This window comes from Photorhabdus temperata (genome assembly GCF_025384845.1).
Taxonomy (GTDB): domain Bacteria; phylum Pseudomonadota; class Gammaproteobacteria; order Enterobacterales; family Enterobacteriaceae; genus Photorhabdus; species Photorhabdus temperata.
Genome location: NZ_JAJAFX010000077.1, coordinates 1 through 21,754 on the forward strand (window position 1 = coordinate 1; position 21,754 = coordinate 21,754).

Below are 21,754 nucleotides of genomic sequence, written 5' to 3' on the forward strand. Positions count from 1 at the left end.
GTGTATTTCCATCAATATTACAGATAGTTGATTATCTGGGCATCGCAATTGACCACATTTTGAGAGAGGCCTCGTATGTTCAGCAAGACTGCACTTCTTACGCTTGTCAAAGAAGGTGTTGGTCACGGTATAACTTCTCTACTACGCAAGAATGCAACCTATAACGGCACAACAGGTATTTTTATGTACAGAGGTAACACAACATGCAACAAATAGTGAATCTATGGCCGTTGATTGGCATCGCGGTCATTGTAGTCGGCTTTTTACTGAAGTTTAACCCCGTATTGGTAGTCATTGTCGCCGGAATCATCACAGGACTGGCGGCACATATGCCAATCACGAATATTCTGGAAAAATTAGGTTCCGGCTTCCTTAATACCCGAAATCTGCCATTGATCCTACTGCTGCCACTGGCAACTATTGGCCTTTTGGAGCGACACGGTTTAAAAGAGCAAGCTCAGACCTGGATTAGGAATATCAAAACAGCGACCGCCGGACGTCTGCTGATTGTCTATCTATTCATTCGTGAGGTAACAGCAGCACTCGGTCTGACCAGCCTGGGTGGACATCCGCAAATGGTGCGTCCATTGCTGGCCCCTATGGTGGAAGGCGCGACGGAAAACCGCCACCATGATCTGCCTGACGATGTGCGCTATCGTCTGCGTGCTATGTCAGCAGCCACCGACAATGTTGGCCTTTTCTTCGGTGAAGATATCTTTGTCGCCTTTGGGGCAATCATCTTTATGCATAACTTCATGCTGGAATCCGGCGGCATTCAAACGGAGCCACTGCATATCGCCATGTGGGGGATCCCTACCGCCATCTGCGCCTTCTTGATCCATGCTTTCCGTTTATCCCGCCTTGACCACCACATCGCGACTGAGCTGGCAGCCCTGAATGGCATGGACCAAAATAAAAGGAAGGCAAGATAATGTTTCAGCAACAGTATCTTTACTGGCTGGCTGGCGTGATCCTGCTGGCCGTAGCAGCAATGTCCTGGCGTGATCACACCAACCCCCGCCGCCTGACCACCAGCTTATTCTGGGCGCTATACGGAATCGTGTTTCTGGTTGGTGACTGGACCTACCGCCTGATGGAGTTATGGGCAAGCAGCGAAGCTGAGGCACAAAAAATGCTGAATATCAGTGTGGGGCTGATCGTCGTGTTGATGGCGCTGATAGCCGGTCTTGGTGGTGTGCGACTCGGTAGTTACCACCAGCGCACGCCTCAGCAACGACAGGAAAGCGCCTCTCGCCTGGGCCATCGTATCTTCCTTCCCGCACTGGCGATTCCTATTGTCACTGTGATGGGGGTGCTATTATTTAACCATGTTCCTGGACTACAACAGGCATTATTCGGTACCGGCAACCATTCCACGCTAGTGACACTGTTTTCCATGACAGTAGGTTGTTTAACCGGATACGGCATTGCGTTGAAAATGACACGTGAAGGCATCACTCAATCAACCCAAGAAGCACGTCGCTTACTGGATGCTATCGGCTGGGCGTTTATCCTGCCACAGATATTAGCTACGCTGGGACTCTTATTTACCGTAGCGGGCGTAGGTACCGCCATTTCTCACCTGACTGAAAACTACCTGGCAGTCGATAACAGGTTTATCGCCGTCACGACATACGTGATCAGCATGGCGTTACTGACAATGGTGATGGGCAACGCCTTTGCCGCCTTCCCGATTGTTACCGCCGGGATCGGTATTCCAATTCTGATATTGCAACACGGCGGTAATCCGGCTGTTATGGCCGCCATCGGCATGTTCTCAGGCTATTGCGGTACATTGATGACCCCAATGGCAGCAAATTTCAATATCGTTCCCGCCGCACTGCTGGAACTACCAAATCGCAATGCGGTCATTAAAGCACAAATCCCCACCGGAACGACGCTGTTGATTGCCAACGTTTTTCTGCTCTATTTTTTGATGTTTTTATAAGGGAATCACACGAGAACAGTTTTGATTACCACCCAGGTACACCAAGCATGACACTAGACGCGATAACAACAGCACTGAAAATCGCTATTCATCAGGCATTATTGTCGCGCGGGTAAACATCCTGGGCTTCTCACTGCATTTTTGAATATCATTTTATCGAGGGTAATTCTATGAAATTTATCGATTTAAACAGTGATCTCGGCGAAGGCTTTGGTCAGTGGAAAATGGGTGACGATAATGCCATGTTGAGCATTGTCACCAGTGCCAATGTGGCGTGTGGATTTCATGCCGGTGATCCTGCCGGGATTCTTCAAACCCTGAAAGCTGCCCATGAAAATCAGGTAGTTATTGGCGCCCATGTCTCCTATCCCGATCTTGTTGGATTTGGTCGCCGCAATATGGACATTTCCAGCAATGAACTGATCGCTGATGTTATTTACCAGATTGGCGCGCTGAAAGGTCTGGCAACAGCAGCAGGAACTACCGTGAGTTATGTTAAACCGCACGGCGCACTGTATAACACCATTGCCAACGATGAGTACCAAGCACTTGCCGTTATTACAGCAATTCGTGAAGTGGATGACAACTTGGCGCTGGTTGGATTAGCCGGTTCAAGAATGTTGGATTTGGCGAGGGAAAAAGGCTTACGTACCGTTGCCGAAGCCTTTGCCGACAGAGCTTACACGCCACAAGGCACGCTGGTTTCCCGGCGGGAAAAAGGGGCGGTACTGCATGATACCAACGAGATCGCCCGACGCATGTTGCAATTGGTCACGGAAGGGGGCATTGATACGATTGATGGCAGCTTTACACGCATTCAGGCGGACTCCATTTGTGTTCATGGCGACAGCCCCGGTGCGGTAGAAATGGCGCGTCAGGTGAAAATAACCCTGCAACAAGCCGGGATTGTCGTACAGTCCTTTATTCAAACCAGTAAGTAATCAGCGCCGTTTTACCTATGTCGCTTATCATGTCCAGGAGTGCCTAGTGCGTTTTTTACCTGTTAATTTGAATGCCATTATTGTCGAACTTTGCGATCTGGATGAAACCCTAGCGTTATTTGATTCACTTAACGCCAGCCCAATTCCAGGCATAGAGGAAATTATTCCAGCGGCCAGAACACTTCTGATTCGATTTCGTCCCAATGTCGTTTCCACAGTCAAACTTGCCAGGGAAATCAGTGGCCGCAACCTGAATACACGGAATAAAACAACTGGGAAACTCGTTGAAATCCCAGTGTATTACAATGGTGAAGATCTGGTTGAAGTGGCTGAAATCCTTGGTATCACCACACAGGAAGTCATCAAACAACATACAGAAAGTGAATACACGGTTGCTTTTACCGGATTCGCCCCCGGATTTGCTTATTTAGCGGCAAACTCTGATCTTTTGCGTGTTCCTCGCCGAATGACACCAAGAGCCCGCATCCCGGCGGGATCGGTAGGGCTGGCAGGAGAATTCAGTGGAATATACCCACAAGCCAGTCCGGGAGGATGGCAAATCATCGGCACCACACCAGAACGCATGTGGGATCTCTCGCGTTATTCCCCTTCCTTGTTGCAGCCGGGCTTTCGGGTACGCTTCAAAGATAAAGGCAAAGGCGCAACAATAACCGTCACCCAACCCGAAAATCCTGTTGTTCACATAGAAGGCGACATATCTTCACAGGTTGATAAACATTCATCACTGGAAATCTTATCAACCGGGATACAAACACTTTTTCAGGACTTAGGGCGTTCAGGGCAAGCGGGTTTAGGTATTTCCACTGCTGGCGCACTGGATAAAACAGCGCTGCGAAGTGCAAATCGTATCGTCGGTAATCCTTCGGATAACGCCTGTCTGGAAATTGCAGAAGGCGGATTAAGCTTCATCTCTCATGGCAACGTCATTATTGCTATCACAGGCGCTGACTGCCCAATCACAGTCCAAACGGCATCTGGCCGGAGGTTTCAAGTTGATGGCTACCAACCTGTTGATCTAAGTGATGGTGATAAAGTGATACTGGGAACGCCCAAAGTGGGAGTTCGTTGTTATTTGGCAGTCCGTGGCGGTTTTGCCAACAAGCCGATTCTCTCCAGCCTCTCTTACGATACGCTGGCGCACATTGGCCCCAAACCCATCGCTACAGGCGATATTCTGGATATTCTTACTGTCACGCAGAGTTCCGCTGTATCAATGGACGAAAGCCCGGCCTTCAATATGCCTGCCGCTGACGATATCGTCACACTGGATATTATTCTGGGGCCACGTACCGACTGGTTCACCGCAGAAGCGCTATCCCTGTTACAAAGCCAGCTCTGGCAGGTCACACCACAATCTAACCGGGTAGGCATTCGCCTGAATGGAGGCACACCGTTATCGCGTTTTAACCATGAAGAGTTACCCAGCGAGGGAACTTCCGCTGGCGCTATTCAAGTCCCCGCCAGTGGACAACCGGTTCTGTTTTTGGCGGATCACCCTTTGACTGGCGGCTATCCCGTCATTGGTTCGGTTGCCAGTTACCATCTTGATCTGGCCGGACAAATTCCTGTCAATGCCCGTATCCGCTTCAACCCAATCAGTGAATTTCAAGAAATAAAAGGGAGTGATTGCTGCTTATGAATACTGTAATAACTTTGAATAATAAAGCAAACCACATGAAAAAAGTTTTGATCGCTAACCGCGGTGAAATTGCCGTCCGCATCATCCGTGCCTGCCGGGATTATGGCTTACACGCCATTGCCGTTTACGCTGATTCCGATATCAATGCGCAACATGTACAACTGGCTGATGAAGCTTATGGTCTGGGAGGAAACAGCCCCGCTGACACTTATCTTAATATTCCCCGCCTGCTGGATATTGCTAAACGTTCAGGTGCCAGCATGGTACACCCAGGTTATGGATTCCTGTCCGAACGGGCAGAATTCGCCCGCGCAGTCATTGATGCCGGGTTAATCTGGATTGGCCCGGAGCCAGAAACCATTGATATTCTGGGGGACAAAGTTAAAGCACGTAAAATTGCTCAACGAGTAGGCGCACCACTGGTTTCAGGGACAAAAGAACCGGTGAAAAACGCAGAGGAAGCGCTGACATTTGCTGAAGAACATGGTCTGCCAATCGCAATCAAAGCGGCCTATGGCGGCGGTGGACGTGGTATGAAAGTCGCATGGCGGCTGGATGAGGTAACCGAATGCTATAATTCAGCAGTTCGTGAAGCAACCGCAGCCTTTGGCCGGGGAGAATGCTTCATTGAACAGTTTCTGGATAAGCCTCGTCATATTGAAGCGCAAATCCTGGCTGATAAACACGGCAATGTCGTAGTACTCGGCACACGTGATTGCTCACTGCAACGGCGCAATCAAAAGCTGGTGGAAGAGGCGCCAGCCCCTTTTCTGACCGATAATCAGCGCCAGCGTATCCATCAGGCAGCACAGGATATTTGTGCCGAAGCCCGTTATACCGGAGCAGGTACGGTAGAGTTTTTGCTCAGTGCAGACGGAACTATTTCATTTCTGGAAGTAAATACTCGCTTGCAAGTCGAACATCCTGTAACCGAAGAAACCACAGGTATCGACATTGTGATAGAACAGTTCAGGATTGCTGAAGGTAAACCTTTATCATTAACAACAACCCCAATCCCATCAGGGCACTCCTTTGAATTTCGTATTAACGCAGAGGATGCGGGTAAAGGATTTTTGCCCACACCGGGAACCGTGACACTATTTTCTCCGCCTTCCGGCCCTGGAATAAGATTAGATTCCGGCATTGTGGCCGGTTCCATCGTTCCCGGAACCTTCGATTCGCTGATGGCTAAATTGATCGTCACCGGAGCAACCCGCCAACAAGCAATTGCCAGAGCGCGGCGTGCATTACAGGAGTTCAATATTGAAGGCGTTGCATCGGTACTGCCTTTTCATCGGGCAGTGATGGAACATCCTGATTTTACTTCTGATACCACATTCAAGATTCATACACGTTGGATCGAAACCGACTTTATCAACGATGTAAAAATATCTCCGCGCCAGGAAAATCAGCATCAAGAAAAGGTAACACGCACTTTTATTGAAATTGATGGCCGCCGACACGAACTGGGGTTACCTGCCGGATTATTGGCAGGGCTTTCATTGTCTGAGCTTGGGCAAGACTCTGTCACTAGGGACAAAAACAATGAAACTGAGGACACAATGGCTGCACCTAATCAGGTATCAGCCCCAATATCAGGCGTTTTACAATCCTGGTATGTGCAGGAAGGTGATGAAGTTAAACAAGGTGATGTCATTGCTGTGATGGAAGCCATGAAGATGGAAACACAACTAACCGCACATCGTTCCGGGAAAATCGCGATCCATGCGGAAGAAAACTCTTATCAACAGGCGGGAAGTGTGCTGGCGAGTATTCGTGGTGGAAGTTAGTCATGACACTGTCAGGTTAATTTATAAGAGGCTAACTTGACACTACACTCACATTGCCCAACAATCCATATTGTACGGAAACTCTCCGTACAATCTAAAAAAAGGGGAAAATTATGGTTACAGCAAGATTAGATTTGCGTCTGGATCAAGAGATTAAAGCGAAAGCAGAGAAAGCATCCGCACTATTAGGTATGAAAAGCCTGACAGAGTATGTTGTACATCTGATGCAAAGAGATGCTAATCAAGCCATTTCTGAATATAAAAGAATGACTATTAAAGGTGATATTTTTGATCATTTCGTCAATGCCTGCGAACAGGCTAAAAAACCGAATAAAGCATTATTAGACGCGGTTGCTTTTAGTGACTGCTCCCCGCCGTAAACGACGATGCTTCCCACTTCTCAGGCTGCAACCGTCTTTTATTCTTACCCATGAAAACAATTCCTCAAATTTTTTAAACCATATACTTCAATTATAAACCAAACAGTTATTATACTTAATAATAACCCTGTAAAAACGCCAACAAAGTTATGAATATTAAGAATAATCAAAAGATAATTTATAATTACACAAATAATGATAAATAGGATGTACTTTATTTTTACGGGCATTCCCAATAAATAATCAGTGACAAACAGAACATAACCTGTGATTATTTTCATATATACTTGAACAATAACAAACCATTAATTTACCATAAATTACCGATTATATAATATTAAATATTGAATTTCATCCACAGATAATATAAATATTAGTCACGAAAAAATAAAAACAAATCACAAAAAATCGCACCCCAACCAAAAAAATCAGTAACATATTGATATTATTGAAAATTAAATACAATAAAATTAATAAAAACATTAAATAAAATTAATAATTTCAATTTAATAATAATAAAAACCAACTTGCAAAGAAATAATAAACATAGCTTGATAAAAATCAAACACATCATTCCATGCAGTAATTAGTTATATATTTACCCACATCTTTCTTAATAGCAAATAAAATAACCCTTCAACAACAATATTATATCATCACTTAGTGACTTTATATTTTATTTGTAATCGTAACGACAGACAATTTAAAAATTATTAATAAATTCACATATAATTTTTTACTATACCTTTTTATATAGATTGGCATCACAATTTCAATATTATTCAATAAAATAATTGCATTTTTCATTAAGCGCAATAATATATTAATAGTAGAATAAAATTCTTATTTACAATATTTTTCAATGATTCATAAGGAAATTAATATGAAAGTAAATTTAGAAGCATTGATTAAAAAGGGGAAAATATTAATTACTTTAAATTATAGTAGTAGTGATGGATAAAATAGGTAAATAACTAGGAGAACAATGTGAGAACAAACGATTACGAATTGATGACTGCACCAAACAGCGCACCCGTAAAAATGTGGACTCATGGCGTACCAGTAGAAGCAGATGCTCGTGAACAACGACTAAACACAGCAAAAATGCCTTTTATATTCAGCAAATTGGCAGTTATGCCTGATGTACATATTGGTAAAAGCTCAACCATTGGCTGCGGAATGATGGCGGTACGTACCTCATTGAACGCCAAAGATTTACCGGACAACCTGTATGCTATCCGCCACGCTATTAAAATCGCCGTGCCACACAGCCGTACCGTAAACCATACCGGCCACAATAAAGGCTCCTGGCAAAAACCACCAGAAACCGCCGATCACCACTGGAGCACATTGCAAGCAGGCTTTAAACGCTTGACCGATAAATACCCACAATTACTGAAAACCAATAACCATCAACATGTAAGCACGCTAGGTACCGGCAACCACTTTATCGAACTATGCCTGGATGAATCCGACCGAGTATGGATGATGCTACACAACGGTTCACGTGGCGTAGGCAATGCCATTGGCAACCTATTGGAATGCCGTAAGGATAGCGACGTCATCGACGAAATTCCGATGGCCTACAAAGACATTGAAGCGGTAATAGCCGCTCAGTCTTCACTGGTAGAAATCGTTCACCCCCTGCGTCAAGTGGTTTGCGTAAAAGGATAATCACTATGAAAGAAAAATTTGGTGTCAGTGAAACCATGAAACAACACATATGCCAAAAACTGGCGCAACTTGAGACGGAACAGCAAATACGAATACTCTATGCCTGCGAATCCGGTAGCCGCGGTTGGGGGTTTGCCTCGACAAACAGTGATTACGATGTGCGTTTTATCTATGTTCATACCCCATCATGGTACTTACGCGTTGACCCACCAAGGGATGTGATCGAAATACCGATCAACGACGAGCTGGATATTTGTGGCTGGGAACTGCGCAAAACCCTAGGGCTGCTGAAACGAGCCAACCCGACACTGATGGAATGGACTGATTCACCGGTGGTCTACCATGAGGATGCAGAGTTTATGACAGCATTGCGCGCCCTGCTACCGGACTACTTTTCCAACAACAAAGCGCGGTATCACTATCTGTCAATGGCGAAGAAAAACTTCCGTGGTTATCTGCAAGGCGAAAAAATACGGCTGAAAAAATATCTTTATGTACTGCGCCCGTTGCTGGCTGTACGTTGGATAGAAGCCGGTAAAGGCGTACCACCAATGCGCTTCGACGTTCTGCTGGCGGAAACAGTTAAAGATGCAACTCTGATGCAAGAAATACAGACTCTACTTGCTATCAAACGTAACGCCGACGAAACGGATTACGGCCCACGTTTTAAGCACATCCATGACTTTATCCGCCGCGAGCTGGATGATTCGTTTACCCGCCGTGAGTTGAAAAAAGATGAAAAACTTCTCCCGGATACTAAACTGGATTTGCTTCTGATGCGTACAGTACTTGGCAATAACAAAGAACATGTATGTTGAAAGAATGGCTAAAAAAGTTGTCTAATGACATAAGATCTCAACGACAAAGTTGAACGTTTACAAAGGATTAGTAAAACAGATTTTTACACCCTTGTTGACCTACAGCCAGTAACTTGAATAAGTTACTGGCTGTCAGCATATAGCTCATATCATTGCTATTCATAAGAAGTAAACGACATAGCCCCACTGGTGGATTTTTCTAATAAATTGCACAAACGCGCAAGAAAAGTCAGTTATAGCTATGTAGCCGGAAGCCAACATGGAATAGAGAAGTATAGAGGTATTAGGATTAAGTTAGTTAACTAAACTATTTATAATAACATTAATATATTTCTTATATAGATCTATCCCAGCACTATATTTTACATTCTATCACTCCCAGCACTTATATATATTTACATTATTAACCTCAAATAACAAAAATTTACCTCGATAATATATTCATCGCCATGAATATATTATTTCATAAGAATTCAGACCCTGAAATCATAATCAACCAATAGCCATAATATATTGATTTAATTATTACTTATTTAAATTAACTTTTATTTATAAATTAATAACCACCACCCATTGAAATTATTACCCAAATTAAATATTAGACAGAGGCAATCTAAATAATTACCTTACACCTTTATTATTATAACAAAACATTATCTCTAATATATTTTTCTATTTTATTCCTAGTAAATATAAAATTTCATAGGCTAGTGCCGGCTCCCCTTTATGAGATGCACCTATTATATTAACTGAAAAAACTTCATATTATCCTTTTATCATTCCAATTACTTTTCCTGAGTTATAATTATCTTCATAAATATAATATTAGATATTCTTCTCTGCCTGTTACCTTCAACTAATTAACTGCTCTTTATTACCTAAAGTAATTTATAACCCACTTCTGGCAGAATATCATGGCATTCTCGCAACACACCAAGCACTAGCGCATGTTTCATTCAATTTACCCCAAGTTAAACCTTTAATTCTTCTGGGGTTCCATCTCTATATGGCACCAGCGTCGTCCTATCTTGCGAATCAACCGCGCAATGATTATTACCAACAACAACCATGACCAAATCGCTGGTTGCCTTAATCGCGTGATCTATTTCCCCATTCACAAAATAACAAACTCCAGGCTCTATTTCATGCTTTTCACCGGCATAAATAACATAACCCGTTCCTGCGAGTACAAATAAGATATGATGTCCTAAGTGAGTATGATTTTGCATCCCTTCATTTTTACTGAAACGAATTAGATCAGCACCAAAACCATCAAACGAAACTAATCCCTCGCCCGTACCCATACTATTAACCATTTTATGATTTCTAGCCATTGTATCTACAACGAGATGCTCACCGTTCCAGTGACAAAATCTATTTTTAATAAATTCCATATTACCTTCCTTTTATCTCTACAAATAAAATTTTATTTTAAAGTAACTATCATCTCTATTTATTAATTGAAATAACACTATCTACCTATCAAATAAAAAATATTTCCCAGTGATATTTCAATCACCACAAACAATATCGATAAATAAATTAACTGGTTATTAACAATATATCAAATAGAAATATGTAATTCCATAGAAGTATTTTACAAAAACTCACACTGTGATAACGGTCACTATAAAACTTTTATTTTAAAGATCATCACAGATGATAATTTCCCTATAAAATAATCTCAATAAAAAGTTAGATTCATTACATTATTAAGTTAGGACAATAATAGCGCTAATTAAATCAACCTTAGTTATACCTAAAAACAGCTATTCTTTTTTTTAGTTAAAAAATATATACAATTAATCCTGCTGCCACTTTCAGGAAAAAGCTTATTGAACGACAGTGCCTCAAATACTCTATTTGAGAAATATTCTTTAACTGCCCAGACATCGTTTCAAACAGCAAATTCTGGGGCCAATCAGTGGATATCGAGCAAGCAACCCTCTTCACATCGACCAACCCCTATTTGACTGGAGAAACTATTCATATTAATGGCGGGGCTTGCATCACGCTACTTATGTAGCGTTGTAACAAGTACCTTGAAAACCATCATCTTTGCGAGCATGATCGCAATAACTTCAATCTATTAGCAAAACAACCTATGACAACCAGTAAAACACTGCAAGTTGCCATATCTAACCTTACTATCTGGCGTAAAGGCGATCAGCGGGCACCGCATAAACCGTTGTTGTTACTGTATGTATTGTCTGAATACAAAAAAGGTCATGGCCGATTCTTCGATTACGGTAATGAAATTCATCAACCGCTGCTTGATCTACTGACTTGCTTTGGACCAAAGCGACGAACGCACTATCCCACTATGCCATTCTGGCGTTTACAGGGTGATGGATTCTGGGAATTACAAAACACAGAATATTGCACGCCACAAAAAGGTAGCAAGGAACCGCCCAAGCGAGAACTGATTGAAAACAACATCGCAGGTGGATTTGATCAGGAAAGTTATCAGCTACTACGCAGTAAACCACGTCTGATCGATAAACTCGCCAGTCAGATTTTGAGCGAACACTTCCCCGAAAGTATCCAAGAAATCATTGCTAACCGTCTGGGTTTTGCGCTGGCAGACCTGCGCAAAGAACGTGATCCTAATTTTCGTCAGTCTGTACTTCGTGCTTATAACTATCAATGTGCAATCTGCGGCTATAACCTACGACACGATAGTACGCCTGTTGGGCTAGAAGCTGCGCATATTAAATGGAAGCAATATGGCGGCCCATGCACCATCAGCAACGGATTGGCTCTTTGTTCCCTGCATCATTCCGCATTCGATATGGGTGCGATTGGGCTGGATGATAATATGAAATTACTGGTTTCTGAAGGTGTTAATGGCAGTCATATGGTTGAGCGATTGTTCTGGGATTTCGCTGGGCATTCTCTATTGTTACCCAAAAACCGGGAACATTACCCTTTAGAACTCTTTGTCAAATGGCATCAGGAACAGGTGTTTAGGAGATAATTTGGGATATATTGGGATTTTCCCCTGATCTATTCATTCCCTCTGCCATTAAATTTCCTGTCATATGCAACACAATCATGCAACAAGACACGAAATGCGTTCATAGTTCTTGCGACCAGCCTCGCATCATGGACAATAGATAAAAAACTTCAGGTAGAAAAATAATGACTAACTTTTCTTCATTTCTAGAATGTGAACTATCAAAAATAGACCAGCTCATCACCAAGCAAGGGAAACTAATTGAACTACTAAAAGAAAAACGTCAGGCGGTAATTTCTCATGCAGTGACCAAAGGCCTAAATACTGATGTAAATATGAAATAGCGTATTACATTAGGAATCATACGGCTCCTTTAGATGTTTTAATCAAAAAATCAAGAAAAATGATTATCTTGCTAAAAGAACGTCGCTCCGCCCTTATCTCCGCCGCCGTCACTGGCAAAATCGACGTTCGCGACTGACAACCTCCTAAGGATACTGAATGAGCGATATCCAGCTATTTCGCTACAACACATCTGGTGTAACAGAACTCCCAGGCAAAGCAGCAGCCATTGAAAAAAATCTGCAATCACTGATCGAATCCCATATGGACGCCTTTTTGGGCGTCCGATTCTTGGCCACGGAATACAATACCGGCAAAACACATCGCGGACGCATTGATTCACTGGGACTGGACGAAAACAACTGCCCGGTAATCATCGAATATAAGCGGCACAGCAATGAGAACGTCATTAATCAGGGACTGTTTTACCTCGACTGGCTGCTGGATCATCAAGCAGAATTCCGCTGGCTTGTGATGGATAAACTAGGTAAAGAAACTGCCGAGAATATCGACTGGTCTGGTATCCGCCTGCTTTGCATTGCTGCTGATTTTAATAAATATGATGAACATGCTGTACAGCAAATAAACCGTAATATCAGCCTAATCCGCTATAAATTATTTAGCCCGGATTTGCTGATGTTTGAGCTGGTGAATGCTGTGGTGGATAACAATATTCAGGCTGTAAGCCATGAGATCAACGCGGTTAATACCAAACGTCATACCCGCAGCCATCAGGAACAGCTTGCTTCAGCCTCTCAACCGCTTACCAATTTATACGAGCAACTAAAAAGCTACGTGATCTCACTGGGTGATGAAGTTCAGTATAAGGAACTTAAATTGTATGACGCGTTTCGCCGGATCCGCAATTTTGTCTGCGCCGCCGTTTACCCGATAACCGATCCCCACATTCGCATGTGGCTTAAGCTCAATCCGAACAACATTAATCTCGAAGAAGGGTTCAGCCGCGATGTAACCAATATCGGCCATTGGGGAACCGGCGATGTCGAGTTGATCGTTCGTAATGAACACGATCTAAATAAAGCAAAAATCCTTATTGAACAGGCTTATCAGGAGAATTAATTTTGGTATCTAAATCCGCAGAACTTTTATTCCAAAACAGCATTATCGACGACTTACAATCTCAGGGCTGGCAAGTAGGTACCTCCGCAAATTATGACCGGGAACGTGCTTTATACCCAGAAGATGCGTTGACCTACGTGCAAGAAACCCAGCCCGATGCTTGGGAAAAGTTCTGTAGTACTTACCCAAAAGATACTGAAACGTATTTCTTTAATGCGATTGAAAAGCACCTGAACAACTACGGTACACTCTGGACACTGCGCCATGCAGTAAAAGATCGGGGAGCACGGTTTGAGCTTTGCACCTTTAGGCCAGACCATGAACTTAATCCAGATTTACTGACTCGATATAAAGCCAATCGCCTGCGCGTAGTACCAGAACTGATTTACTCCCCTAATGGCTACGATGGACGTCTCGATCTGACGCTATTTGTCAACGGCCTGCCAAGGCTATAAGCGCCTCACCGCCATAGTGGCATTTTCAGGCGAAGTGGTTGATGGGGGAGAAAGCTACACCGAGAATTCAATGAACCCCAGCCTGAAAGGACGCGATATGCGTAAAGCCTTTGATACTGACGATTATCAGGTGATGTTGGTAGCGAATAAATTCCAGACTGGCTTTGATCAACCGAAGCTGGTAGCGATATATGTCGACAAAAAGCTTAAAGGTGTGGATTGTATTCAAACCCTTTCACGCCTTAATCGCACCTATCCCGGTAAAAATACCACCTACGTGTTGGACTTCGTTAACAACCCACAGGATGTACTGGCAGAGTTTAAAGAATACTACCAAAACGCCGAACTCGTAACAGTATCAGATCCAAATCTGGTTTATGCTATTTATCACAAACTCAACGAACAACAAATCTGGCAATGGGCAATGGAACGAGGTCACAAACTTCGCAGATGCTTACTTTGACCCCAAACGTGGGCCAGAAGCGTTAACTGCTTACTGTAAACCTGCTGTTGATCGTTTCACTAAACGTTACCGTTCTGCAATGGATGTGCTACGCGATGCCCTCTCAACCTTAGAGCAAGCAAAGAAAAGCGGTGATGAGACTTGGAGAGTGAACTGTGAACGCAGCTTGAAGCAGTCACGAGAAGCAAAGGATGTGTTGGATACCTTTAAAAAGGATATGAACAGCTTTACCCGTTTCTACGAATTCGCTTCACAGATTGTCGACCTGCATGATGAGGATCTGGAGCGATTAAACGTCTTTGCTCGTCACCTGCTACCACTACTACGTGAAGGGCGTCTAGATGACGATCTTGATATCAGTCAAGTACAGCTGACTCACTACCGTTTATGGGAAAAACGTATCCAGGATTTGCAGCTTCAAGAAGGTGGTGAAGGATTAAAAGGCATCACAAGCGTCGGTGGTTCAACCTCCCAACGTCCGAAAGACTTACTTTCACACATTCTTGAGCAGATGAATGACTTGTTCGGTGCAGAAACTACCGAAGGCGATAAGCTGACCTGGCTTTACGGTGCCGCAACTAAAGTTTCTGAGAATGAATCAGTTATGGCACAACTATTGAATAACAGCGTTGATCAGATCATGCACGGTGATTTCCCTCATGCGGTAGAAAATGCAGTTATTGAAAGTATGGGTGCCTTTGAAAAGCACTCACATGCGTATCTGTCAGATCCGAATATTGCGCGTCTAGCGAATCAATTTATTCTTGAGGTTCTGATGAGAGGGCTGAAAGGGGGATGAGTTTTTCTTGGTCTAAATAAGCGCTTACTTGAAACGGATATATAAGGTTAAGGATATAGAAAAATGATGAATAACGATAACCACCAGCAAATGGTACGGATCTTACAAAGCTGGCATTTGATAGAATTTTTTCAGCCATACTCTTTACCAGATAAAGAAACGGATGATGGGGGAAGAGTCAACGTTACTTTTGATGAATTAGAATACTCTCGTGAAAAAATTCTTCCCTGGTTAAGCGATCAAAGTCGACGCAGTCTACGTATCAAAACCGATAAGGTCCGATATACACTTTACCTTGGTATCTTTGATAAATCGCTACTCAATAAAATTACTGATGAATGTATTGCCTCAGAAACCAGCGAAACGGAAAAATTAGAACTAGAACAACGGTTGGATCTTGAAGGAGAAACTTGCTTCGCAAAATTGACGATAGACAAGTATGGTTCTCCTAATTTCAGTGAGATGTCGTTGAGTACTCTACCCTGGGCACTGGGTCATTTGCAGTCTGGAACTGCGGCCTCCCTATCTCTGCAAACCTACGATCAACGCTGTACCCTTCTAACTGAACAACTAAAACGTATAGAAAATCTCCTTCCCTATCATCCTGAAAAGCGAGATGTAAAAACACTGTCTTCTGAAGGGATTATTAAGCTGTTAGAAGCTCTTTGCCAATGGGCTCAGTTCTATCCAGAAAATACGGAATGGGCATTTATTCTTGATTGGAAAGAACTTAAAGATAAAAAAGAATCACACGATAAACTGGAAGATAATCAAAATAGCATAAAGAAAATCGCCCATTCGTCTCTAAATGAAGAAACCGATGATGAAAATGATGAGGATGTGGCTGATGAACGTATTATGCCTATTCTAAACAGCTTCTATATAAACGATATAGAAAAAGCAATACGCTCATTCTCAACAGGAACAACGAGCCGTTCTCTTATTGGTTACCTCACTGCAACAAATCAAAAACACGCTGATCTTTATAGCCAACGAGGACTAAAACTCATCATCAACCACTTGGCTCCATGCCATACCCCATTAGGGCGCTGGCCCTCAGAACCAACACATAATATGTCCTTAATGCAGCAATTTGCCATAAACACGGCAGTGATGGAGCTCACCACCAGCGGCTTATTGTCCGTAAATGGCCCTCCAGGAACAGGTAAGACAACTCTGCTACGTGATATTATCGCTTATAACCTTGTTGAACGGGCCAGAGTCCTCGCTAGATTCTCTCAAGCTAAGGATGCACTGGATAAAGAAGGATATCTGTGTACTGATCTGACAGGTTTTGAAATGGTCATTGCTTCTTCAAATAACGCTGCTGTCGAAAATATTTCCCGTGAGCTCCCACAGCTGAAAGCTCTTGGCCAACCTTACCAAATGGCAGATTATCTTAAATCCGTTGCCAATCAGTTGAATGCCGAAAGTCGTAAAGGAAAACTACAGCCAATAACATCCCTTGACGAACGTTGCTGGGGAACTATTTCTGCCGTGCTTGGACGCAAAAAAAACAGGATAAAATTCAAACAACGTTTCTTCTTCGACAAATACTACGAAAAATATAGCCAAGAAGAAGCTAACCGCCCGGAATCAAAAGATTTTTTGAACTTATGGCGTTGGCGAGAACTTCAAACCAGAGAGAGTTTCTCTGACGCTAAAAAACGTTTTAATCAAATACTGGAAAATCTAGAACAGCTTATAACAAGTTGTCAGTCAGCCAATAAGATAGCCTTATTTCTTAAAAAGAATAATCTTGAGACCTGGTTACTGACATTTAAGCAAGCCAGAGACAAAGCATCTTCTGATTACACCAATCTCCAACAGAGATTGGCACAACAAAACCATCATCTGGAAGTATTAGAAAGCGAGATAGAAATTAAAGACTTACAAGCAGCAGAACTGAAGCGCAATAATCCTAATATTTTTACCCGAATTTTTAGGCCCTCCCTCTATTCTAGCTATCAGAAGCATGTCAGCACCGTTAATCTTCAACAACGGACATTAAAGCAACAACGTATAGATTTACTCAAAGAAATTAATACCTGTACTCAACAGCAACCGTTATTGTTACAAAAGCAGCGAGAAGCAGAACAGTTACTACAGGAAAAACACGACGCATATACACTTAAACAGCAAAAACTTGCTCGTTTCTGTAATGAACATCCTGAGATGAAGCTTCCGAGCACTGAAAAATACATTAATGATAGTGAGCTACAAAAAAATGCCTACTGGCAAGATCCAACGATAAACCATCTCCGCTCACAGCTTTTTATCGCTGCACTCGACTTACACCAAGCTTGGCTTTTAGAAGTACTAAAGCATGAAATATTCCGCAGAAAAGTTTTTAAATTGCCAGAGATACTTGATGGAAAGACGGATCCTAACGATAAAAAAATATGGCAGCTGCTATTTATGATAGTGCCTGTCGTATCAACAACTTTTGCCTCCTTAGGTTTGATGTTTAGAAGCTTAGGAAGTGAAGAGCTTGGTTGGTTACTGATTGATGAAGCAGGACAAGCTATACCTCAAGCTGCGGTGGGAGGTTTATGGCGTAGTAAAAGGGCTATCGTGGTTGGAGATCCTTTACAAGTAGAACCTGTTTTTACAACTCCTCCCAAATTAGTTGAATACATCAGTAATACCTTACTAAAAAAAGATTCTGAAGAATGGAGCCCTAATAAATGGTCAGTGCAAACTATTGCTGACAGAGCAAATCGTTACGGTTGTAAACTGCCAATCATGGATAAAACAGCTTGGATTGGAATTCCTTTATGGGTTCATCGCCGTTGTATTGAGCCTATGTTTAGCCTGGCAAACAAAATCGCCTACGATAACCGCATGATTCACGGTGAATCGGCAAGTAAAATCGAACCGCAACCTCATCCTATATTAGGCAATAATCGCTGGATTCACTCTGGTGGGAGCTGTACTCTAAAGCAGTACAAACCATCATTGGCTCAAGAAGTTTTAACGCTATTAACTACATTAGTAGAAAAAGAAAAAAATCTTTCTAAGATTTATATTATTTCGCCATTCAAAGCAGTTAAACAGCAGCTAAGTAAAGAACTATCTTCCCATAAAGATTATTTTTATCAATATCTTGAAGAAGAAGATAAAAAGAAACAATTCTCTAAATGGATTAGTCAAAATATAGGAACCGTACATACCTTTCAGGGGAAAGAGAACCATATCGTAATATTTGTCCTTGGATGTGATATTCAAAATGCTGGTGGCGCAGTGTGGGCTGCAAGTAAACCTAATTTACTGAATGTTGCTCTCACTCGTGCCCGTAAAAATATTTATATTATTGGTGACATTAACGTTTGGCAGGATAAAACCTACTTTAATATGGTTGCGTCAGAATTGAGCATAAAAAACAGTAGCCACAGCGACAATGTGAACTACTATCAAGACTAATTTAAGATGACTTCCTAGAATATAGGAATATACGGAGAATAAATCATGGATAAATTAAAAGAGTTATTAGCAAAAGGTTCTTTTCCTGTGCAACTTCCCCCTGGTTTTACGTCAGAATCCTTTGCTCGGGAATACAAAAATTTCCAAAGCCAATGGAACGCAAACAAAACTCCAAACTGTAAAATGGAAAAATTTTCTGTTGCCCGCTCCTCATACTATCGCCGTGTAACGCGATTAGTAAATCCTGTTGGGTATTTCTATCTTGCTAAAGAAATAGATAATTACTGGGCAGAGATACAAAAACATTATCGCAGAAGTAAAATATCACTTAGCATTCCCAATATATCTCCTACGCTAAGAGCAATTGAACTCAGCAAGTTTAGTGAACTATATGAGAAGAAAATAACAAAGTCTACTGGTTTTAGATATGTTTTGATAACAGATATAACGAGTTTTTTCCTAAGCATCTATACACACACTATTCCATGGGCTTTACATGGAAAATCGGAAGCCAAACGTACATCAGAAAAAACCTCAAGGTTCTTTGGAAATATTCTCGATCAAAAGTGTATGAGAATTCAAGACAAACAAACTATTGGTCTACCAATCGGCCCCGACACTTCACATATCATTGCAGAAATAATTGGAGTTGCAATTGATGTAGAACTTAAAGAAGCTCTCAAAAAGTGGCCTGAAGGTTTTAGATATGTCGATGATTATTTTCTTTTCTTCGAAACACGAGAAGAAGCCGATAAATGCCTTGCCCAGCTAACGAAGGCTATAAGTAATTTTGAACTCCAAATTAATCCCGCCAAAACAAGGATAGTAGAAGTAAAAGAGCTTGTTGAAGAAACTTGGAAGTACAATCTAAAAAAACTAGAAATATCTGACAAAAAAAGAAAACAAAGAAATGACATACACAATTATTTCGAGGCATTATTCTCCTTAGAGAAAAAATACAAATATGAAAGCTTAATAAAATATGGCCTAAAGCAAGTATCATCACGAATAATTAAAAAATCCAACTGGGACGTCTTTGAAGCCTATTTACTCAAGTGCGGATTTAGCTTCCCTAACACACTTCAAATTATTGCAAATATCTTAATAACATATCATCATTACAATTATGATGTGAACTACACAGCTATAGAAAGGTTTTGTAATAACCTAATGAAATCTCACTCAATTTCTGATCATCATAACGAAGTTTCTTGGCTTCTATGGATATGTAAAGAACTTAGGTTAAATATAAAAAAAGATGTAATACGGGATATAGAAGAAATGTCAAGTTCAATCTGTGTATTAATCGTTCTCGACCTTTTCAATTCAAAAATTATAAAAAACAATATACATGAAGATTATTTAAAACAATTTAACAATAAAGAATCTTTATACTCTGAAAGCTGGCTATTAGCATATGAAGCAGGAAAACGTCTTTGGCTAAAAAATGAAGATCATAAATTCATTACAGACGACAATTTTTTTGGGCCTCTTCTAAAAAACGAGGTTTCATTTTATGATAGTTCAAGATTATGCAAACCAATATTTGAATTAAAATCAAAGATGAATGTTGATATTGATTTAATATTTGATAGTGATGGTAATATTGAGGAAAACTTTGAGTTTGATGATATGGATGAGGAGTATTTCGACTCAAATGATCACGATGAGGATGATGTACAGGGCAAGATCGCGAACGTTTTTTGACCACGAATAAATAAGTTGATTCGGACAAATAGCTGTGATCTTATACTCCCTTTTGGGAGTCAATACCATGTATCTTGAGAGTTTCACCGACCATTTCTCGGATATTGAAGATCCACGTCAATCCGCCAAAGTGGCTTACCCTTTATTTGATATTCTTTTTGCCTCACTTTGCGCGGTTACTTGGAAATCCACACAATACAATTAACCACCTAGTTTTCCAAACGTTCCTGTGGAGTTTTCCAGTTAAGTAAACGCTCAATTGCTGAATCACTAGATAAAAACTGACGTGCAAGTCGCAGACGTTCCAGTACTTGCTCTCTCTGTCCTTGATCAAGCTTAAGCGCATCAGCCTCTACTTCAGAAAAAAATTGCTCTACTCGTTTATCTTCTCCCCACTGAACCATAATAGACTGCAACTCAGCCTGGCTCTTTTCTCTCGCCTCTTCGGCCTTAAGAATGCGTTCCTGTCTTTCATATACTGCATTTTTCCTTTCCCATTCAATACGCCATTCTTTTTCCTTACGTTTGGCCTCTTCTATCTGTTGGGTTATTTGGGGAACAGCACTATATAAGGATTGAATAATCTTGGGAATCTGACTTATTAAGCTACATTCTTTTGTCTGCTTGAATAACTTTACCCATTTTGTCGAATTATAGGGAGAATAAAGTTGCAGTAAAAATCGTCCAGATGGTAATGAATGTTTAGATACATACCCAAATGATGATGCATTTCTGCCTTTCGTCCAGTTAATCATTCTTTCATCACGAATATATCTGCCTTTAACATCCTTTACTGGAACATATTCGGTCATTTCAACCAGACTAAGAGCCTATCCCAATAGGGTTTTGTTCCAAACTATAATCCCGCACGCAAAATGTAACATAGCTTCATAGTTTTCGACCTTCTTTTCCCATCGGATCAGTATCCGGCGAAAGCGATTCATCCAGCTATGCGTCCTCTCGACAACCCATCTTTGAGCTTTAAAGTCCGTATTCTGGCAGGCATCTGATTCTTCCTTGCGAGACTGGATGTGCGGCTCGTAGTGCCGACTCTGTAGATATCCTCTCAGCCATTCAGCATCATATCCCTTATCCAGACACAGCCTGACCTTTTTACCGGGCTTGCCTGTCTGAAGTGCATCAAGCGTATCTGCAACCAATTTGATATCGTGCGTGTTTGCCGCGGCAACAACGAGTGAAAGAGGAAGCCCGTTAGCATCGGTCATGAGACTGCGTTTTACGCCTTGTTTCCCCCGGTCCGTGGGGTTACGACCTGTTTTTTTGTCCCCGCTAAAGGGGATTTGGTCATGCAGCCATC

Annotated in this window: 18 protein-coding genes and 2 pseudogenes; 17 read left to right on the forward strand and 3 right to left on the reverse strand. The window is 41.8% G+C overall.

From position 1 onward, the window contains the following. Positions 1 to 203: 203 nt before the first annotated feature. The 8 genes from LGZ99_RS21485 (at position 204) to LGZ99_RS21520 (ending at position 9,211) form a co-directional block, all read left to right on the forward strand. Positions 204 to 932, forward strand: a complete 729-nt coding sequence (locus tag LGZ99_RS21485; RefSeq protein ID WP_021324973.1) for a DUF969 domain-containing protein — start codon at positions 204 to 206, stop codon at positions 930 to 932. Continuing rightward, positions 929 to 1,948 carry a DUF979 domain-containing protein gene (locus tag LGZ99_RS21490; RefSeq protein WP_262979578.1) on the forward strand — a complete coding sequence of 340 codons (1,020 nt, stop codon included), beginning with the start codon at positions 929 to 931 and terminating at the stop codon, positions 1,946 to 1,948. The genes LGZ99_RS21485 and LGZ99_RS21490 overlap by 4 nt, the downstream gene beginning before the upstream one ends. A 170-nt stretch (positions 1,949 to 2,118) precedes the next feature. Beyond that, positions 2,119 to 2,889: a LamB/YcsF family protein gene (locus LGZ99_RS21495; RefSeq protein ID WP_262979572.1), complete on the forward strand. Its 771-nt coding sequence runs from the start codon at positions 2,119 to 2,121 to the stop codon at positions 2,887 to 2,889. A 46-nt stretch (positions 2,890 to 2,935) separates the two neighbouring features. Next, on the forward strand, positions 2,936 to 4,549 hold the full coding sequence (locus LGZ99_RS21500) for a 5-oxoprolinase subunit B/C family protein (protein ID WP_262979573.1): 1,614 nt from the start codon (positions 2,936 to 2,938) through the stop codon (positions 4,547 to 4,549). 35 nt (positions 4,550 to 4,584) lie between these two features. Continuing rightward, entirely contained in the window at positions 4,585 to 6,339 is a 1,755-nt protein-coding gene (locus LGZ99_RS21505) for an acetyl/propionyl/methylcrotonyl-CoA carboxylase subunit alpha (protein ID WP_036840219.1), read from the forward strand. 113 nt (positions 6,340 to 6,452) lie between these two features. Continuing rightward, complete coding sequence (locus tag LGZ99_RS21510; RefSeq protein ID WP_036840207.1) at positions 6,453 to 6,719, forward strand: type II toxin-antitoxin system TacA family antitoxin; 267 nt, start codon at positions 6,453 to 6,455, stop codon at positions 6,717 to 6,719. 987 nt (positions 6,720 to 7,706) lie between these two features. Then, a complete protein-coding gene (locus LGZ99_RS21515; RefSeq protein WP_021324967.1) occupies positions 7,707 to 8,393 on the forward strand; it encodes an RtcB family protein in 687 nt (228 codons plus the stop codon). Positions 8,394 to 8,398: 5 nt separating this feature from the next. Continuing rightward, positions 8,399 to 9,211 (forward strand): nucleotidyltransferase domain-containing protein, encoded by an 813-nt coding sequence (locus tag LGZ99_RS21520; protein WP_023045083.1) that lies wholly within the window; start codon positions 8,399 to 8,401, stop codon positions 9,209 to 9,211. 971 nt (positions 9,212 to 10,182) lie between these two features. Here the strand turns inward: LGZ99_RS21520 and LGZ99_RS21525 are convergent. Further along, the gene (locus tag LGZ99_RS21525; RefSeq protein ID WP_021324965.1) at positions 10,183 to 10,605 is read right to left on the reverse strand and encodes a cupin domain-containing protein; all 423 of its coding nucleotides are present in this window, start codon (positions 10,603 to 10,605) and stop codon (positions 10,183 to 10,185) included. Positions 10,606 to 11,315: 710 nt separating this feature from the next. Between LGZ99_RS21525 and LGZ99_RS21530 the strand changes: the two genes are divergently transcribed. From LGZ99_RS21530 to LGZ99_RS21570, 9 genes and pseudogenes are all read left to right on the forward strand, one after another. After that, on the forward strand, positions 11,316 to 12,188 hold the full coding sequence (locus LGZ99_RS21530; RefSeq protein ID WP_023045082.1) for a phosphorothioated DNA-binding restriction endonuclease: 873 nt from the start codon (positions 11,316 to 11,318) through the stop codon (positions 12,186 to 12,188). A gap of 182 nt (positions 12,189 to 12,370) precedes the next feature. Beyond that, positions 12,371 to 12,508: pseudogene (locus LGZ99_RS21535) on the forward strand (restriction endonuclease subunit S); the annotation flags it as partial. A 160-nt stretch (positions 12,509 to 12,668) separates the two neighbouring features. Further along, positions 12,669 to 13,589, forward strand: a complete 921-nt coding sequence (locus LGZ99_RS21540) for a DUF5655 domain-containing protein (RefSeq protein ID WP_036840210.1) — start codon at positions 12,669 to 12,671, stop codon at positions 13,587 to 13,589. A gap of 2 nt (positions 13,590 to 13,591) precedes the next feature. Beyond that, on the forward strand, positions 13,592 to 14,044 hold the full coding sequence (locus tag LGZ99_RS21545) for a type I restriction endonuclease (RefSeq protein WP_036840212.1): 453 nt from the start codon (positions 13,592 to 13,594) through the stop codon (positions 14,042 to 14,044). After that, the gene (locus tag LGZ99_RS21550) at positions 14,019 to 14,507 is read left to right on the forward strand and encodes a type I restriction enzyme subunit R domain-containing protein (protein ID WP_152552755.1); all 489 of its coding nucleotides are present in this window, start codon (positions 14,019 to 14,021) and stop codon (positions 14,505 to 14,507) included. Before LGZ99_RS21545 ends, LGZ99_RS21550 begins: the two co-directional genes overlap by 26 nt. After that, the gene (locus tag LGZ99_RS21555; RefSeq protein ID WP_262979574.1) at positions 14,422 to 15,306 is read left to right on the forward strand and encodes a hypothetical protein; all 885 of its coding nucleotides are present in this window, start codon (positions 14,422 to 14,424) and stop codon (positions 15,304 to 15,306) included. The genes LGZ99_RS21550 and LGZ99_RS21555 overlap by 86 nt, the downstream gene beginning before the upstream one ends. Positions 15,307 to 15,369: 63 nt before the next feature. Then, positions 15,370 to 18,729, forward strand: coding sequence for a DEAD/DEAH box helicase (locus LGZ99_RS21560; protein WP_051769593.1), 3,360 nt, complete (start codon positions 15,370 to 15,372; stop codon positions 18,727 to 18,729). Between the two features lie 45 nt (positions 18,730 to 18,774). Then, positions 18,775 to 20,436, forward strand: a complete 1,662-nt coding sequence (locus LGZ99_RS21565; protein ID WP_262979575.1) for an RNA-directed DNA polymerase — start codon at positions 18,775 to 18,777, stop codon at positions 20,434 to 20,436. Positions 20,437 to 20,503: 67 nt separating this feature from the next. Further along, entirely contained in the window at positions 20,504 to 20,641 is a 138-nt protein-coding gene (locus LGZ99_RS21570) for a transposase family protein (RefSeq protein ID WP_262979576.1), read from the forward strand. Positions 20,642 to 20,645: 4 nt separating this feature from the next. On the opposite strand, the gene LGZ99_RS21575 is transcribed toward LGZ99_RS21570, so the two are convergent. Next, on the reverse strand, positions 20,646 to 21,248 hold the full coding sequence (locus LGZ99_RS21575) for a hypothetical protein (RefSeq protein ID WP_262979577.1): 603 nt from the start codon (positions 21,246 to 21,248) through the stop codon (positions 20,646 to 20,648). A gap of 18 nt (positions 21,249 to 21,266) precedes the next feature. Continuing rightward, positions 21,267 to 21,754: pseudogene (locus LGZ99_RS21580) on the reverse strand (IS5 family transposase); the annotation flags it as partial.

Bases quoted from the DNA above. Each gene is read 5' to 3' on its own strand.
- LGZ99_RS21555 (WP_262979574.1), top strand. From the start codon at position 14,422: ATGCTATTTATCACAAACTCAACGAACAACAAATCTGGCAATGGGCAA.
- LGZ99_RS21530 (WP_023045082.1), top strand. From the start codon at position 11,316: ATGACAACCAGTAAAACACTGCAAGTTGCCATATCTAACCTTACTATC.
- LGZ99_RS21495 (WP_262979572.1), top strand. From the start codon at position 2,119: ATGAAATTTATCGATTTAAACAGTGATCTCGGCGAAGGCTTTGGTCAG.
- LGZ99_RS21565 (WP_262979575.1), top strand. From the start codon at position 18,775: ATGGATAAATTAAAAGAGTTATTAGCAAAAGGTTCTTTTCCTGTGCAA.
- LGZ99_RS21575 (WP_262979577.1), bottom strand. From the start codon at position 21,248: ATGACCGAATATGTTCCAGTAAAGGATGTTAAAGGCAGATATATTCGT.
- LGZ99_RS21510 (WP_036840207.1), top strand. From the start codon at position 6,453: ATGGTTACAGCAAGATTAGATTTGCGTCTGGATCAAGAGATTAAAGCG.
- LGZ99_RS21520 (WP_023045083.1), top strand. From the start codon at position 8,399: ATGAAAGAAAAATTTGGTGTCAGTGAAACCATGAAACAACACATATGC.
- LGZ99_RS21540 (WP_036840210.1), top strand. From the start codon at position 12,669: ATGAGCGATATCCAGCTATTTCGCTACAACACATCTGGTGTAACAGAA.
- LGZ99_RS21485 (WP_021324973.1), top strand. From the start codon at position 204: ATGCAACAAATAGTGAATCTATGGCCGTTGATTGGCATCGCGGTCATT.
- LGZ99_RS21505 (WP_036840219.1), top strand. From the start codon at position 4,585: ATGAAAAAAGTTTTGATCGCTAACCGCGGTGAAATTGCCGTCCGCATC.
- LGZ99_RS21525 (WP_021324965.1), bottom strand. From the start codon at position 10,605: ATGGAATTTATTAAAAATAGATTTTGTCACTGGAACGGTGAGCATCTC.
- LGZ99_RS21570 (WP_262979576.1), top strand. From the start codon at position 20,504: ATGTATCTTGAGAGTTTCACCGACCATTTCTCGGATATTGAAGATCCA.
- LGZ99_RS21560 (WP_051769593.1), top strand. From the start codon at position 15,370: ATGATGAATAACGATAACCACCAGCAAATGGTACGGATCTTACAAAGC.